Raw genomic sequence first — 14,278 nt, forward strand, 5'->3', positions numbered from 1 at the left:
GATAGGCAAATTTGACATGCCGAAAAACGACACGCGGGGTACATTTCGCAGTGAGCATGCCTGACAGCGACACCTGACGCGGCCGGCATGCCCAACGCCCTGATTCCGAAGAGCAAAGACAAACGAATAGGGGCTCAAGATACTTGCGCTGGAGTACCCAAATGACAACCGCTCCCCAGGCCTCACGTGCTGTCGCTACCCCCCAGACCATCGGCTTCCTGCTGCTGGACAACTTCACCCTGATCTCCCTGGCCTCGGCCATCGAACCCTTGCGCATGGCCAACCAGCTGGCCGGCCGCGAGCTCTATCGCTGGTTCACCCTGAGCCTCGACGGCGCCCCGGTGAAGGCCAGCGACGGCCTGCAGGTCACGCCGGACGCCGCCACCACCGTGCCCCTGGCGCTGGACACGGTGATCGTCTGCGGCGGGGTGGGGCCCCAGCGCAGCGTCCAGCGCGAGCATGTCGCCTGGCTGCAGTCCCAGGCGCGGCAGTTGCGTCGTCTGGGGGCGGTGTGCACCGGGACCTGGGCCCTGGCCCGGGCGGGGCTGCTCGATGGCTTCGAGGCCAGCGTGCACTGGGAGTGCTTGGCCGCCATGCAGGAGGCCTTCCCCAAGGTCGCGCTCTCCACCCGACTGTTCTCCATCGACCGTGACCGCGCCACCTGTTCCGGGGGCACCGCCCCGCTGGACATGATGTTGACCCTGATCGGCCGCGACCACGGCCGCGAGCTCGCGGCGGGCATCTCCGAGATGTTCATCTACGACCGGGTGCGCAATGAGCAGGACCAGCAGCGGGTGCCGCTCAAGCACGTGCTGGGCACCACCCAGCCACGCCTGCTGGAGATCGTCGCCCTGATGGAGGCCAACCTCGAGGAGCCCATCAGCCTCGACGAGCTGGCCGACTACGTGAACGTCTCGCGCCGCCAGCTCGAGCGTCTGTTCCAGAAGAACCTGCACTGCTCGCCGTCGCGCTACTACCTCAAGCTGCGCCTGACCCGTGCCCGACAGCTGCTCAAGCAGACCGCGATGTCGATCATCGAGGTGGCGTCGGCCTGCGGCTTCGTCTCCACGCCGCACTTCTCCAAGTGCTACCGGGAGTACTTCGGCATCCCGCCCCGGGACGAACGGCTGGGCAGCAGTGCCGTGGACCTGGTGCCGGTGACCCTGGACAAGGGGGCGGCGGCTATCTTGCAGTCCGCCTCCTACCAGCCGGTCGCCAGCGAGCCGGAGTCCGCGGCCATGAGCGCCCTGGCCCAGGCCAAGGGCGAGCCCACCTACGCCAGCGTGCGGCTCAGAACATGAGCGAGGCCTGATGCGGGAGTGGGGGCGTCGGGCGGCGCGGGTCCTGGGGCTCGCCCTGCTGGGCTGGGTGGGGATGTCGGTCCTGCTGGTGCTGATGTTCCGGGTGGTGCCGGTGGGCGGCTCCATGGTGATGCTCGAGCGCCAGGTGGAGGCCTGGCGGGACGGCGTCTCGCTGGACATCCGCCAGGACTGGCGCCCCTGGGACGCGCTGTCCCCCCAGGCCAAGCTTGCGGTGATCGCCGCCGAGGACCAGCGCTTCCCCGTGCATCACGGCTTCGATCTGGTCGAGTTGCGCCGCGCCGTCACCGCCAGCCTCAACGGCGGCGACCTGCGCGGCGCCAGTACCCTCAGCCAGCAGACCGCCAAGAACCTCTTCCTGTGGACCGGCCGCAGCTGGGTGCGCAAGGGCCTGGAGGCCTGGTTCACCCTGCTCATCGAGATGCTGTGGCCCAAGGAGCGGATCCTCGAGGTCTACCTCAACATCGCCGAGTGGGATGACGGCGTCTTCGGCCTGGAGGCCGCGGCCCGCCACTACTTCGGCGTCTCCGCGTCGCAGCTCAGCGCCGTCCAGGCCAGTCGCCTGGCCGCCATCCTGCCCAATCCCCGTGGCTGGAGCGCCTCCCGTCCCGGGGCCCATGTGCTGGGTCGCAGCGCCTGGATCCGCCGCCAGATGCGCAACCTGGGTGGTCCCGCCTACCTCGACCGGCTCTAGAGCCGGTTCCGCCTTCCCGCCATGTCGCGATCGCGACGGCCATGACGTTTTTGGAACTCTCCCGGTCGCTTCCAGGCGCCGGGGCCCGGGGGCCGGGGGATATGCTGCCGGCAAGTTCATGCACTATTCCGGAGGCCCGTCATGACCCCAGCCGAGCTGCACCAGGACGCCATCGTCATCGATGGTCTCGTTATCGCCAAGTGGAATCGCGAGCTGTTCGAGGACATGCGCAAGGGCGGCCTCACTGCCGCCAACTGCACCGTGTCCGTCTGGGAGGGTTTCCAGGCCACCGTCGACAACATCGTCAAGACCGACGCCCTGATGGCCGAATCCAGCGATCTGGTGCGTCCGGTGCGCACCACCGCGGACATCATCCGGGCCAAGGAAGAGGGCAAGACCGGGATCATCTACGGTTTCCAGAACGCCCACGCCTTCGAGGACCAGATCGGCTACGTCGAGATCTTCAAGAAGCTCGGCGTCGGCGTCGTGCAGATGTGCTACAACACCCAGAACCTGGTCGGCACCGGCTGCTACGAGCGTGACGGCGGCCTGTCCGGCTTCGGTCGCGAGATCGTCGCCGAGATGAACCGCGTGGGCATCATGTGCGACCTCTCCCACGTCGGCGAGCACACCTCCCGCGAGGTCATCGAGGCCTCCGAGAAGCCGGTGTGCTATTCACACTGCCTGCCGTCCGGCCTCAAGGAACACCCGCGCAACAAGTCCGACGAGGAACTCAAGTTCATCGCCGACAACGGCGGCTTCGTCGGCGTGACCATGTTCACGCCCTTCCTGCGCGCCGGCGTCGACGCCACCGTCGAGGACTACGTCGAGGCCATCGAGTACGTGATGAACATCGTCGGCGAGGATGCCATCGGCATCGGCACCGACTTCACCCAGGGCCACGACAAGCAGTTCTTCGAGTGGCTGACCCACGACAAGGGCTATGCCCGTCGCCTGACCAACTTCGGCAAGATCATCAACCCCGAGGGCATTCGCACCATCGGCGAATTCCCCAACCTCACCGAGGCGCTGCTGAAGCGCGGCCTGAGCGAGCGTCAGGTGCGCAAGATCATGGGTGAGAACTGGGTCAATGTCCTGAAGGACGTCTGGGGCGAGTGAGCCCGATGCGACGGGCCGCGGCCCGTCGCCATCCCGACCACGTCACCGCCGCTCGATGCCGCTTACGAAGCCAACAACGCCCGAAGCCGCTCTTACGAGCCCATTGAAGCCCGATAATAATCAGCAAGATTCGAGGAATAAGATCGTGACCAAGATGGCCCCTGAACTGCCGATCGAAGTGGATGCCGAGACCGGTATCTGGACCACCGACGCCCTGCCGATGCTGTACGTGCCGCGTCACTTCTTCATCAACAACCACGTGGCCGTGGAAGAGGCGCTGGGCGCCGAGAAGTATGCCGAGATCCTCTACGATGCCGGCTACAAGAGCGCCTGGCACTGGTGCGAGAAGGAGGCCGAATGCCACGGCCTCGAGGGCGTGGACGTCTTCGAACACTACATGAAGCGCCTCTCCCAGCGCGGCTGGGGCAAGTTCGTGACCGAGGCCATCGACCTTGAGGCGGGTACCTGCCGGGTGCGGCTCGAGCACAGCGCCTTCGTCTATCAGCTGGGCAAGGTGGGCCGCAAGGTCGAGTACATGTTCACCGGCTGGTTCGCCGGCGCCATGGACCAGATCCTCGCCGCGCGCGGCAGCGAGCTGCGCACCGTCGCCGAGCAGACGCAGAGCGGCGCAGAAGAAGGCTGCGACGTCGGCATCTTCGTCACCCGTCCGCTCGACACCCAGCAGGGCTGAGGAGGCATCACCATGGCATTCGACGCGATCTTCCAGCCGATCCAGATCGGCAACCTCACCATCCGCAACCGCGTGGTCAGCACCGCCCACGCCGAGGTCTACGCGACCGACGGCGGCATGACCACCGACCGCTACGTCAAGTACTACGAAGAGAAGGCCAAGGGCGGCGTGGGTCTGGCCATCTGCGGCGGCTCCTCGGTGGTCTCTATCGACAGCCCGCAGGCCTGGTGGAGCTCGGTGAACCTGGCCACCGACCGCATCATCCCGCACTTCCAGAACCTGGCCGATGCCGTGCACAAGCATGGCGGCAAGATCATGATCCAGATCACCCACATGGGTCGCCGTTCGCGCTGGGACGGCTTCGACTGGTCGACCCTGCTGTCGCCCTCCGGCATCCGCGAGCCGGTGCACCGCTCCACCTGCAAGACCATCGAGGAGGAGGAGATCTGGCGCATCATCGGTGACTTCGCCCAGGCCGCGCGCCGGGCGAAGGAAGGCGGCCTGGACGGCGTCGAGCTGTCCGCCGTGCACCAGCACCTGATCGACCAGTTCTGGAGCCCGCGCGTCAACAAGCGGACCGACCAGTGGGGCGGCAGCTTCGAGAACCGCATGCGCTTCGGCATGGAAGTGCTCAAGGCCGTGCGCGCCGAGGTCGGCGACGACTTCGTGGTCGGCATGCGCATCTGCGGCGACGAGTTCCATCCGGACGGTCTGTCTCACGACGACATGAAGCAGATCGCCGCCTATTACGACGCCACCGGCCAGCTGGACTTCTTCGGCGTGGTCGGCTCGGGCTGTGATACCCATGACACCCTGGCCAACGTCATCCCCAACATGGCCTATCCGCCGGAGCCCTTCCTGCACCTGGCCGCCGGCATCAAGGAAGTGGTCAAGGCGCCGGTGATCCACGCCCAGAACATCAAGGACCCCAACCAGGCCGAGCGCATCCTCGAGGGCGGCTACGTCGACCTGGTGGGCATGACCCGGGCGCACATCGCCGACCCGCACCTGATCGCCAAGATCAAGATGGACCAGGTCGACCAGATCAAGCAGTGCGTCGGTGCCAACTACTGCATCGACCGCCAGTACCAGGGGCTGGACGTGCTGTGCATCCAGAATGCCGCCACCTCCCGGGAGTACATGGGCCTGCCGCACATCATCGAGCCCACCGAGGGCAAGAAGCGCAAGGTCGTGGTGGTCGGCGGTGGCCCCGGCGGCATGGAGGCGGCACGGGTCGCGGCCGAGCGGGGCCACGAGGTCACCCTGTTCGAGGCCGCAGAGAGCTTAGGCGGGCAGATCACCACGGCCGCCAAGGCGCCCCAGCGTGACCAGATCGCCGGCATCACCCGCTGGTACCAGCTCGAGCTGGCGCGTCTCGGCGTCGACCAGCGCCTGGGCACGCGTGCCGACGAGGCCACCATCCTGGACCTGCGCCCGGACATCGTGGTGCTGGCCACCGGTGGTCACCCCTACCTCGAGCAGCACGAGGAGTGGGGCTATGCCGAGAATCCCGAGGAGAGCCTGGTGGTCAGCACCTGGGACATCCTCGACGGCCGGGTCGAGCCGGGCAAGAACGTGCTGATCTACGACGCCATCTGCGAGTTCGCCGGCATGTCCGCGGCGGACTACCTGGCCGACAAGGGGGCCAAGGTCGAGATCGTCACCGACGACATCAAGCCCGGCGCGGCGGTGGGCGGCACCACCTTCCCGACCTACTATCGCAGCCTCTACCAGAAGGAGGTGATCATGACCTCCGACCTGATGCTGCACAAGGTCTACCGGGAAGGCGACTCCCTGGTCGCGGTGCTCGAGAACGAGTACACCGGCACCCAGGAGGAGCGCGTGGTCGACCAGGTGGTCGTGGAGAACGGCGTGCGTCCCGACGAGGCCCTCTACTACGCCCTGAAGTCCCAGTCCCGCAACAAGGGCCAGGTGGACCTGGAGGCTCTCTACGCCATCCAGCCGCAGCCCAGCCTGAGCGAGGAGGGCGACGGCTTCCTGCTGTTCCGCCTGGGCGACTGCTCGGCCCCGCGTAACACCCACGCGGCCATCTACGACGCCCTGCGGATCTGCAAGGACTTCTAGTCGAGCGCGGATGCGGCGCCTGACGCCGTCAGCGGCCACAGCGGCCCGGTCGGCCATGACCGGGTCGTTCAACAATTCCAAGATTGCGAGGTGAGCCGAGATGCTCGATACCCTCCTGCCGATCCTGATCGCCGCCGCCCTGGCGCTGGCGGTGATCGGCGCCGGGCGGCGTGTCCGCCTGTGGCGCCAGGGGCGTCCCGCCCGGGTCCCCCTGCTCAAGGGGCTCGCCGCCATGCCGCGGCGCTACCTGGTGGACCTCCACCATGTGGTGGCCCGCGACAAGGTGATGTCCAACACCCACGTGGCCACCGCCGGCGGCTTCGTCGCCGCGGCGGCACTGATGATCCTGGTGCATGGCCTGGGCCTGGCCGAGGGCGTGCTCGGCTGGCTGCTGCTGGCGGCCAGCGCGACCATGTTCGTCGGCAGCTGCTTCGTGGCCCGGCGGCGTCGCAACCCGCCGTCACGGCTCTCCAAGGGCCCGTGGATGCGGCTGCCGAAGAGCCTGATGGCTTTCTCGCTGAGCGTCTTCGCCATTACCCTGCCCGCCGTGGGCCTGCTGCCCGAGGACTTCGGCAGCTGGATACTGGCGCTGGTCCTGAGCGCCGTGCTGGTCTGGGGCCTGGGCGAGATGTTCTTCGGCATGACCTGGGGCGGGCCCATGAAGCACGCCTTCGCCGGCGCCCTGCACCTGGCCTTCCATCGTCGCGCCGAGCGTTTCGGGGGCGGGCGCTCGACCGGCCTCAAGGCCCTGGACCTGGACGATCCCGAGGCGCCGCTGGGCGTCGAGACGCCCAGCGACTTCACCTGGAACCAGCTGCTGGGCTTCGATGCCTGCGTGCAGTGCGGTCGCTGCGAGGCAGCCTGCCCGGCCTTCGCCGCCGGCCAGCCGCTCAACCCCAAGAAGCTGATCCAGGACATGGTGGTGGGCATGGCCGGGGGCAGCGATGCCCATTACGCCGGCAGCCCCTATCCCGGCAAGCCGGTGGGCGAGCACCAGGGCAGTGCCCATGGTCCCATCGTGGCGCGGGAGGGCAAGGCCCTGGTGGATGCCGAGACCCTGTGGTCCTGCACCACCTGCCGGGCCTGCGTCGAGGAGTGCCCGATGATGATCGAGCACGTCGATGCCATCGTCGACATGCGTCGTTTCCTGACCCTGGAACACGGCAATACGCCCAACAAGGGCGCCGAGGTCCTCGACAACCTGATCGCCACCGACAACCCCGGCGGTTTCGACCCCGGTGCGCGGATGCACTGGGCCGCCGACCTGGAGCTGCCGCTGATGGCGGACCTGCAGCAGGTCGACGTGCTGCTGTGGCTGGGTGACGGGGCCTACGACATGCGCAACCAGCGTACGCTGCGGTCGCTGGTCAAGGTGCTGCGCGCCGCCGGCGTCGACTTCGCCGTGCTCGGCAACGAGGAGCGCGACAGTGGCGACGTGGCGCGCCGCCTGGGCGACGAGGCGACCTTCCAGAGTCTGGCCAAGCGCAACATCGCCACCCTGGCCAAGTACCGCTTCCAGCAGATCGTTACCTGTGACCCGCACAGCTTCCACGTGCTGGGCAACGAGTACGGCGAGTTGGGCGGCCACTATCGCGTCTATCACCACAGCACCTTCATCGCCGAGCTCTACGAGGCAGGTCGGCTGGCCTTCCGGCCCTGGAAGGGCGGCAGCGTGACCTATCACGATCCCTGCTACCTGGGCCGCTACAACGGTGAATTCGAGGCACCGCGCAATGTCCTGCGCGCCCTGGGCATCCAGGTCGCCGAGATGGAGCGTTCCGGCTTCCGTTCGCGCTGCTGTGGCGGCGGCGGCGGCGCGCCGATCACCGACATCCCCGGCAAGCAGCGGATCCCGGACATGCGCATGAATGACGTGCGCGAGACCGGTGCCGAGCTGGTGGCCGTGGGCTGTCCCCAGTGCACCGCCATGCTGGAGGGCGTGGTCGACAGCGGCGCCGAGGTCCGCGATATCGCCGAGCTGGTGGCCGACGCCCTGGTCGAGGTGCCGGCCGGCTCGGCCGCGCACGGCAAGGGTCAGGCGCGGACGGCCCGTCCGCAGGCCGAGGAGGTAGTGTGATGAGCGACATCCGACGTCGCGATCCCCGCAAGGAGTGGATCGCCCGCAACCGCCTGCATCCCCAGCACCTCGAGGTGCTGGCGGAGCTCGGCCGGGGGGCGGCCAGCGAATGGATGGGGCCCCATGGCCTGATCCGCAGGAACCCCCATGCCGTCGGCTTCATCGGGCCCAATGGCGTGAAGCGCATCGACCGCAGTGGTGTCCAGCAGGGCCAGGGCGCGGGTGGGGCCCAGGCCTCGGCCGCCCCCCGCAAGCCGCTGGTCGAGATCGAGGCGCCGGCCTTCCTGGTGGCCGTGGTGCCGGACATGGCCGGCGGTCGCCTGACCGGTCACGACCGCGACCTGCTGGGACTGGCCCGCCAACTGGCCGATGCCGACCCGGCGGCCCGCGGGGCGGTGCTGGCCGTGGTCTTCGGTGAGCATAAGGAGGACGACTTCGAGGGAGCCGGTGTCGACCGTCTGCTGCACCTCACCGGGCCCGAGGTCGACGGCTTTTCCCCCGAGGCCCGTCTCGGCGCGCTGGCGGCCGTGGAGCAGGCCTGGACCCCGCGGCACTGGCTGCTGCCGGATTCCAAGCTGGGCGGGGCCGACCTCGGGCGGCGCCTGGCGGCCCGGCTCGGCGAGCGTCCGGCCACCGGCGTCTGGCAACTCGAGGCCGACGGCGAGGCTCCCCTGGGCTGGCGCTGTACCGCCCGTGGGGCGGCGGGGACCCTGGATTTCCAGCGGGCCGTGCCCCGCCTGGTGCTGGCCCTGGCCGAGTGTGCCGAACCGGTCAGCGAAACGCGCCATGCCGCCGAGCCCCTGGAGCTGCCCGAGGCCCTGCCCTCGCAGCTGTCACGCATCCAGGACCTCGGCCAGGTGGCGGTCGACCCTGCCGGGGTGGCGCTGTCCGAGGCCGAGTTCATCCTCTCCGCCGGTAACGGCGTGCGTGACTGGGACGCCTTTCATCATGCCGCCGAGGTGCTGGGGGCGACGGAGGGGGCGTCCCGGGTGGCCGTGGACGACGGCTTCATGGCCCGCGACCGGCAGGTCGGGGCCACCGGCACCTGGGTCACCGCCCGGGTCTATGTGGCGGTGGGCATCAGCGGGGCCATCCAGCACCTCCAGGGCATCCAGACCTGCGACAAGGTGGTGGCCATCAACATGGATCCCGGCTGCGACATGATCAAGCGCGCCGACCTGGCGGTGATCGGTGACTCGGCCAAGGTGCTCGAGGCCCTGGTCGCCCTGGTGGAGCAGTCAAGGGAGGAGAAGCGCAATGCGGCCTGATACTCATCACAACGGATCTCTCGCAGTGACCGTACTGGTCTCCGTGGGGCGTCATCCGCTGACGGGGCGCGGCCGGCGTGCCGACCAGGATGCTCGCGGGGTGGAACTGGCGCACACCCTGGCGGACGCCGAGGTCGAGCTGCTGCACGCCGGCCGCCTCGACGAGGGCAGCGAAGCGGCCTTGCGCGGTTACCTGGGCATGGGCTTCGAGGCGCTCTCGTTGCTCGAGCAGCCTGCCGGGAGCGACGTGCTGCCCGCCCTGGCCGAGGCCCTCGAGGCGGCGGGGTCGCAGCTGGTAATCGCCGGCGAGCGGGCCGAGCAGGGCGAGGGATCGGGCCTGCTGCCCTACCTGCTCGCCGAGCGCCTGGGCTGGCCGCTGGTCAGTGGCCTGGCGGCCGTGGAAGACGTCGCGGACGGCGTCGCCACGCTGCTGCAGGCCTTGCCCCGGGGCCAGCGTCGCCGGCTCCAGGTGCGCCTGCCGGCCATCGTCACCGTCGATGCGGCGGCGCCGGCCCCGCGCCAGAGCGCTTATGGCCCGGCCCGGCGTGGTCGCCTGGACGTGGAGGCGGCACCGGTGATGGAGGACGCCGACATGGCCCAGTGGCAGGCCCAGCCGGCGCGCAAGCGGCCCAAGCGCCTGAAGATCGTCAAGGCCGCTTCGGCTCGAGACCGCTTCAAGGCCGCCGCGGCCAAGGCCGAGGGTGGCGGGGGGCAGGTGCTCTCCGATGTCACTCCGGAGGAAGGCGCCGAGGCCATCTTCAAGCTGCTCAAGGAGGAGGGCGTCTTACGCTAGGCGTGTAAACCCACCACCGACGTCTCACCATGCAAAGCCCCGGCACCTGTGCCGGGGCTTTCGCGTGTGGGGCATGGTGTTGCCGTCAGGGCGCGATCCGCTGGCTGGCATCGGTGAAGCCCATCAGGGAGATGTCCAGGTCCATGCGGTTGCCCTGCGGGCCTACCAGGCTCAGGGTCGCGCTGCTGCCGGAGCGCAGCGCCTGGAGCAGCGCCGGTTCCACCGGCAGGTCGGCGCGGCAGCCCTGCTGCAGGCAGACCTGGTAGGGGAACTGGGCCGGTTGGGCACTGCCCGCGCTCAGCTGCAGGCCGGGCGCGAGGCGCACGCCCAGCGGCAGCAGGAAGGTCATCGCCGGGCGACCCTCGAGTTGCGGCGGGTAGGCGACCACCACCCGCATCATGGGCTGGTCGCTGTCGGCGTTGGTGACCACCTGGTTCATGGTGCAGTTGCCCTGGCTGCTGTCGCTCGGGCAGACCACCTCCCAGTCATCGAGCTGCTCGGTGGTGATATCGGTACGGGCCTGCTCCGACGAGGCCTGCTGGGCGAAGGCGTTGGGGGCCAGGGCCAGCAGCGACAGCAGGCCGGTCAGGCACAGGCGGCGGGCGACAGGGTTCGACATCGGTAGTATCTCCTCGGCGTGGGTGGTCATGAACGTTCGGTCGGGTCATGCATCCGCGGCCGGCGCCCGGCACGGGGGGCGAGGCCGCCTCCCGGGCGATGGCCCGGACGGGAAGCCCTACCATGCCCCCTCGACCCCCTCGAGGTCGAGTCCCGAGGGCATTTTGTCAGGGCTATCGCATTTGGATATGACGAGGGGCGCCGGGGACAGGTCGGCGAGGAGGTCCTACGCCATGGGTGAGGAGGATTCCTCCGAACGGGCTGGCCATGGATGGCCAGCACCGGACCTGCAAGCGGAGCGGGACGCGAGAGCACAGCAGGGCGTCGGTAGCGCCCAGGGATGGGTTTACAGCGCCTCCTCGATGGTCCGGCACCCCGGGACCTGTCGCCGGATCAGTCCCGAGCGACACGGCCAACTGCGATAGCCCTAGGCATTGTGTCGGGCGCCGGGGGATCGGGGTAGACGGCAAACGACGACGACCCCGGCACGGGCCGGGGTCGTCGTGTCATGCACCGGGCAGGATCAGGCGGCCCGGGCCAGTCCCAGGCTGCGATGTTCCTCCCGCAGGCTCTTCACCAGGCCTACGCACATCACCAGCAGGATGAAGGTGAAGGGCAGGCCGGTGGCCACGGCCCCCGCCTGGAGGGCGCCGAGGGCCTTGTCACCGCCGCCGTAGAGCAGGATGCCGGCGATCACGCCCTCCAGGGTGGCCCAGAAGACCCGCTGGCTGCGCGGGGCGTCGACCTTGCCCCCGGCGGTGATGTTGTCGATCACCAGGGAGCCGGAGTCGGACGAGGTGATGAAGAACACCAGCACCAGGATGATGGCCATGCTGGAGGTGAGGGTGGTCAGCGGCAGGTGCTCGAGCATCTGGAACATCGCCAGCGAGACCTCGCCGATGCCGTCGGCCAGGGCGCCGACGCCGCTCGCGGACTGGGCCAGGGCGTTGCCGCCGAAGGCCGTCATCCAGACGATGGTGACCAGGGTGGGCACCAGCAGCACCGCCATCAGGAACTCGCGTACGGTGCGCCCCCGCGAGACCCGGGCGATGAACATGCCGACGAAGGGCGACCAGGAGATCCACCAGGCCCAGTAGAACACCGTCCAGCCGTGGTACCAGGTCGTATCCTCGCGGCCGATCCAGTTGGACAGCGGCAGGATATGGCTGGCGTAGGCCAGGGTGGTGTCCCACAGGCCGTTGAGGAACAGCAGGGTGGAGCCGGTCAGCACCACGAACAGCAACAGCAGCAGGGCGATCACCATGTTGATGTTCGAGAACAGCTTCACGCCACCGTCGATCCCGCGCCACACCGAGAACAGCGCCACGGCGGTGACGCCCACGATGATGGCGATCTGGGTGCCCAGGGTGTTGGGCACGTCGAACAGGTAGTTGAGGCCGCCGGCGGCCTGGGAGGCGCCGAAGCCCAGTGAGGTGGCCAGGCCGAAGATGGTGGACAGCACCGCGACGATATCGATCACGTGGCCGAACCAGCCGCGCACCCGCTCGCCGAGCAGTGGCGTGAAGGCCGAGCGCAGGGTCAGCGGCAGCCCGCGGTTGTAGGCGAAGAAGGCCAGCGACAGCCCGACCACGGCGTAGATGGCCCAGGGGTGCAGGCCCCAGTGGAACATGGTCGCGCCCATGGCGGCGCGGGCCCCTTCCGGCGTCCCGGCCGCGGCATCCAGCGGCGTGCCGTACCAGTCGGTATAGTAGGCGACCGGCTCGGCCACGCTCCAGAACATCAGGCCGATACCCATACCGGCGGCGAACAGCATGCTGAACCAGGAGACCGTGGAGTGCTCGGGCCGGGCGCTCGGACCGCCCAGACGGATGCGCCCGAGGGGCATCACGATCAGCGCCAGGCACAGGATCACGAAGACGTTGCCGGCGATCATGAACAGCCAGTCGAAGTGCTCGATGGCGAAGCCGCGGGCCGCCGTCAACTGGGTGTTGGCAAGGTCGGGGTAGACCAGGGCGTAGAGGATGAAGGCCACGATGGCCAGGGCGGAGAGGGGAAAGACGGGGTTGTGGAAATCCAGCCCCAGGATCTGCTTGTTGTCCTGCCCGGGGGTCAGGATGGGGTCGTCGTCATGCGTCATGCGAGGTCCTCTGTTGTTGTTGTCGCATCGCCCGGAGGCGACGGCGAACATTCTTGGCGTGACTGACAGGGGGGGCTGTCGCGAGAGCGACCTCGGGATACGCCTCGCCACCATGTCGGGAGCGATGTCTCGAATAGGCATGGCGGTGACTCGCTGGGAACATTCCAGCTGGGAGAAGGGGCTATCGTCGGTAAGCGGCGGATTCCGCCGCCCCCTACAACAACCTCGAAGGAAGTCAGCCATGAGTGCAGCCAACCGCGGAGTCGTCTACAAGGGCCCGGGAGAGGTCGCCGTCGAATCCATCGCCTATCCGGAACTCGCCCTCGGCAACCGCAAGTGCGAACACGGCGTGATCCTCAAGGTCGTCACCACCAACATCTGCGGCAGCGACCAGCACATGGTGCGGGGCCGCACCACCGCGCCCTCCGGCCTGGTGCTGGGCCACGAGATCACCGGCGTGGTGGTCGAGTGCGGACGCGATGTCGAATTCCTCAAGCCGGGCGACCTGGTCTCGGTGCCGTTCAACATCGCCTGCGGCCGTTGCCGCAACTGCAAGTCCGGCCAGACCGGCATCTGTCTCAACGTCAACCCGTCGCGTCCCGGCGCCGCCTACGGCTACGTCGACATGGGCGGCTGGGTCGGCGGCCAGACCGAGTACGTCATGGTCCCCTATGCCGACTTCAATCTGCTGAAGTTCCCGGATGCCGACCAGGCCATGGAGAAGATCAAGGACCTGACGCTGTTGTCGGATATCTTCCCCACCGGCTTCCACGGCTGCGTCACCGCCGGCGTCGGCCCGGGCTCCACCGTCTATATCGCCGGGGCCGGCCCGGTGGGCCTGGCCGCCGCGGTTTCCGCCCAGCTGCTGGGTGCGGCCTGCGTGATCGTCGGCGACATGATCGAGGAGCGCCTGGCCCAGGCCCGCAGCTTCGGCTGCGAGACCATCGACCTGACCCAGGACGGCGACATGGCCGACAAGATCGAGGTGATCCTCGGCGAGCGCGAGGTCGATGCCTTCGTCGACTGCGTCGGCTTCGAGGCCCATGCCTGCGGCTGCAACCATGGCAAGGAAGCGCCCGCCACCGTGCTGAACTCCGCCATGTCGCTGACCCGCGCCGGCGGCCAGATCGGCATCCCGGGGCTGTACGTGACCGAGGATCCGGGCGCGACCGACGAGGCGGCCAAGCACGGCGCGCTGAGCATGCGCTTCGGCCTCGGCTGGGCCAAGTCGCACAGCTTCCACACCGGCCAGTGCCCGGTGATGAAGTACCATCGTCCGCTGATGCAGGCGATCCTGTTCGGCAAGGTCAACATCGCCGACGCGGTCAATGTCCAGATGATCACCCTGGACGAGGCGCCGAAGGGCTACGCCGACTTCGATGGCGGCGCGGCCAAGAAATTCGTCATCGACCCCCATGGCAGCGTCGCCGCTTGAAGGGCGGCGCGGCGAGCCGATTCGGGATATCGACCCCCACGCCAGCGTGGCGGCGTAGAGGATCGGCTCGGCCGGCGATTC

General features: G+C 68.5%; 11 protein-coding genes. 9 read left to right on the forward strand and 2 right to left on the reverse strand.

What is annotated here, in order from left to right; translation table 11 throughout:
• The first annotated feature begins 161 nt into the window (after window positions 1–161).
• The 8 genes from OCT48_RS04075 to OCT48_RS04110 all read left to right on the forward strand — a co-directional run bounded on the left by OCT48_RS04075 (window position 162) and on the right by OCT48_RS04110 (window position 10,046).
• A complete protein-coding gene (locus OCT48_RS04075) occupies window positions 162–1,301 on the forward strand; it encodes a GlxA family transcriptional regulator (RefSeq protein WP_263591452.1) in 1,140 nt (379 codons plus the stop codon).
• A 10-nt stretch (window positions 1,302–1,311) separates the two neighbouring features.
• Window positions 1,312–2,013 (forward strand): monofunctional biosynthetic peptidoglycan transglycosylase, encoded by a 702-nt coding sequence (gene mtgA / locus OCT48_RS04080; protein WP_263591453.1) that lies wholly within the window; start codon window positions 1,312–1,314, stop codon window positions 2,011–2,013.
• A gap of 141 nt (window positions 2,014–2,154) precedes the next feature.
• On the forward strand, window positions 2,155–3,132 hold the full coding sequence (locus OCT48_RS04085) for a dipeptidase (RefSeq protein ID WP_263591454.1): 978 nt from the start codon (window positions 2,155–2,157) through the stop codon (window positions 3,130–3,132).
• Window positions 3,133–3,277: 145 nt separating this feature from the next.
• Window positions 3,278–3,823, forward strand: a complete 546-nt coding sequence (locus OCT48_RS04090) for a DUF5943 domain-containing protein (protein WP_263591455.1) — start codon at window positions 3,278–3,280, stop codon at window positions 3,821–3,823.
• A 12-nt stretch (window positions 3,824–3,835) separates the two neighbouring features.
• Complete coding sequence (gene dgcA / locus OCT48_RS04095) at window positions 3,836–5,908, forward strand: dimethylglycine demethylation protein DgcA (protein ID WP_263591456.1); 2,073 nt, start codon at window positions 3,836–3,838, stop codon at window positions 5,906–5,908.
• A gap of 100 nt (window positions 5,909–6,008) precedes the next feature.
• On the forward strand, window positions 6,009–7,985 hold the full coding sequence (locus tag OCT48_RS04100) for a (Fe-S)-binding protein (protein WP_263591457.1): 1,977 nt from the start codon (window positions 6,009–6,011) through the stop codon (window positions 7,983–7,985).
• Complete coding sequence (locus OCT48_RS04105) at window positions 7,985–9,253, forward strand: electron transfer flavoprotein subunit alpha/FixB family protein (protein ID WP_263591458.1); 1,269 nt, start codon at window positions 7,985–7,987, stop codon at window positions 9,251–9,253. The genes OCT48_RS04100 and OCT48_RS04105 overlap by 1 nt, the downstream gene beginning before the upstream one ends.
• A complete protein-coding gene (locus tag OCT48_RS04110; RefSeq protein WP_263591459.1) occupies window positions 9,243–10,046 on the forward strand; it encodes an electron transfer flavoprotein subunit beta in 804 nt (267 codons plus the stop codon). Before OCT48_RS04105 ends, OCT48_RS04110 begins: the two co-directional genes overlap by 11 nt.
• Window positions 10,047–10,131: 85 nt before the next feature.
• On the opposite strand, the gene OCT48_RS04115 is transcribed toward OCT48_RS04110, so the two are convergent.
• Both OCT48_RS04115 and OCT48_RS04120 read right to left on the reverse strand, forming a co-directional pair.
• Window positions 10,132–10,665 (reverse strand): invasion associated locus B family protein, encoded by a 534-nt coding sequence (locus OCT48_RS04115; protein ID WP_263591460.1) that lies wholly within the window; start codon window positions 10,663–10,665, stop codon window positions 10,132–10,134.
• A 522-nt stretch (window positions 10,666–11,187) separates the two neighbouring features.
• Window positions 11,188–12,762 (reverse strand): BCCT family transporter, encoded by a 1,575-nt coding sequence (locus OCT48_RS04120; protein WP_263591461.1) that lies wholly within the window; start codon window positions 12,760–12,762, stop codon window positions 11,188–11,190.
• Between the two features lie 241 nt (window positions 12,763–13,003).
• Between OCT48_RS04120 and fdhA the strand changes: the two genes are divergently transcribed.
• Complete coding sequence (gene fdhA / locus OCT48_RS04125; protein WP_263591462.1) at window positions 13,004–14,197, forward strand: formaldehyde dehydrogenase, glutathione-independent; 1,194 nt, start codon at window positions 13,004–13,006, stop codon at window positions 14,195–14,197.
• Window positions 14,198–14,278: the final 81 nt, after the last annotated feature.

The organism is Halomonas sp. M4R1S46 (genome assembly GCF_025725685.1).
In the GTDB taxonomy this organism is placed as follows: domain Bacteria; phylum Pseudomonadota; class Gammaproteobacteria; order Pseudomonadales; family Halomonadaceae; genus Halomonas.

Excerpts from the sequence above, each read along its gene's own strand:
- OCT48_RS04115 (WP_263591460.1), bottom strand. The coding sequence starts at position 10,665 with ATGTCGAACCCTGTCGCCCGCCGCCTGTGCCTGACCGGCCTGCTGTCG.
- fdhA (WP_263591462.1), top strand. The coding sequence starts at position 13,004 with ATGAGTGCAGCCAACCGCGGAGTCGTCTACAAGGGCCCGGGAGAGGTC.
- OCT48_RS04105 (WP_263591458.1), top strand. The coding sequence starts at position 7,985 with ATGAGCGACATCCGACGTCGCGATCCCCGCAAGGAGTGGATCGCCCGC.
- OCT48_RS04075 (WP_263591452.1), top strand. The coding sequence starts at position 162 with ATGACAACCGCTCCCCAGGCCTCACGTGCTGTCGCTACCCCCCAGACC.
- OCT48_RS04100 (WP_263591457.1), top strand. The coding sequence starts at position 6,009 with ATGCTCGATACCCTCCTGCCGATCCTGATCGCCGCCGCCCTGGCGCTG.
- OCT48_RS04120 (WP_263591461.1), bottom strand. The coding sequence starts at position 12,762 with ATGACGCATGACGACGACCCCATCCTGACCCCCGGGCAGGACAACAAG.
- mtgA (WP_263591453.1), top strand. The coding sequence starts at position 1,312 with ATGCGGGAGTGGGGGCGTCGGGCGGCGCGGGTCCTGGGGCTCGCCCTG.
- dgcA (WP_263591456.1), top strand. The coding sequence starts at position 3,836 with ATGGCATTCGACGCGATCTTCCAGCCGATCCAGATCGGCAACCTCACC.
- OCT48_RS04085 (WP_263591454.1), top strand. The coding sequence starts at position 2,155 with ATGACCCCAGCCGAGCTGCACCAGGACGCCATCGTCATCGATGGTCTC.
- OCT48_RS04110 (WP_263591459.1), top strand. The coding sequence starts at position 9,243 with ATGCGGCCTGATACTCATCACAACGGATCTCTCGCAGTGACCGTACTG.